The organism is Candidatus Kurthia intestinigallinarum (genome assembly GCF_003991225.1).
Classification (GTDB): Bacteria; Bacillota; Bacilli; order Bacillales_A; family Planococcaceae; genus Kurthia; species Kurthia populi.
Genome location: NZ_JTFC01000116.1, coordinates 1 through 1217, shown reverse-complemented (window position 1 = coordinate 1217; position 1217 = coordinate 1). Strand labels below are relative to the sequence as shown.

Sequence of the window (1217 nt, the reverse complement as noted above, 5' to 3'; positions counted from 1 at the left end):
TATAGGGGCTTTACTGTACCAATATATATAGCTTTAACTTCTCTTCTTCCTTCAAAGCTTTGTCTTCAAGATATGCTGCATCTCGCCGTTCCTATTTATAAAAAGCATTTGGCACAACAGCATTCTTTTGAATGAAAAAATCTAAAAACCAATAGTTTGACTTATAACTTACTGGAGCATAGAATGAATATATAAAGATTCTTGTCGCGAGAATCGCATGTAGTGTAACGTCTGGTTTGGTCACCAGGCGTTTTTTATTTAAGCAAAATTGAACTACCCCCACTTAGCCGTTCTTCGAACGTTGCTTGAAGTGGGAGATTCCTACGAACAGTGCTTGCTTGTTTCCACTTACCCGAAACAGCGGCTTCACTTTTTTTAGTAGACTATCCCCGTAGTTCCTACGGTTGTTGCTTTAAAAGTCTTAACCCTTCGATTAAGATATTCTTACTTGCATTAATATCTCGGTCTAGTGTCGTACCACAAGATGAACAAGTCCACACACGAATATCTAATGGTTTCTTGCCATCTCGATGACCGCAAGTATGACAAATTTGGCTCGATGGGTAGAATCTGTCGATTTCGACAATTTTTCTACCGAACCATTTCGCCTTATACTTCAGCTTGGTTACAAATTCAGACCACGACACATCACTAATCGCTTTTGCCAACTTATGATTTTTCATCATACCTTTGGTATTTAAGTTTTCGATGCAGATGACGTCATATTGACGAATCAATGCCGTTGATAGCTTGTTTAAAAAATCTTCTCGCTGGAAAGCAACACGTTCATGCAAGCGAGCAACTTTACGACGTTGCTTTTGGTAATTCATACACTCACGTAGATCACGTTTGTCCTTCTTTGCTTGTTCGTAGCGACGAGATAGTTTACGTTGCTCACGTTTAAGCTTCTGTTCCATTTTGGTTGTAAAGCGTTGGTTATCCACCTTACGCCCATCGGACAGAATGGCAAAGTCAGTGATGCCTAGATCTATGCCTACAGCTTGGTTTGTTTGAGGTAATAGTTCGAAATCTGGTACTTCACATAGGACTGACACGTAAAATTTACCACTCGCATTATATTTAATGGTCGCTTTTAAAATGCGGCCTTCAATGTCACGAGATTTCGCAAACTTTACAAGTCCTAATTTTGGTAGTTTCATTTGATTACCGACAATCGCAATATTGTTATTCGTATTCTTCGTAGTATAACTTTGAAC

At 38.9% G+C, this 1217-nt stretch carries 1 protein-coding gene; it reads right to left on the bottom strand.

Annotated features, from left to right (window positions below; all coding sequences use genetic code 11):
* Window positions 1-398 precede the first annotated feature (398 nt).
* On the bottom strand, window positions 399-1217 hold an 819-nt coding region (locus tag QI30_RS19040; protein WP_148113900.1), incomplete at its 5' end, for an RNA-guided endonuclease TnpB family protein.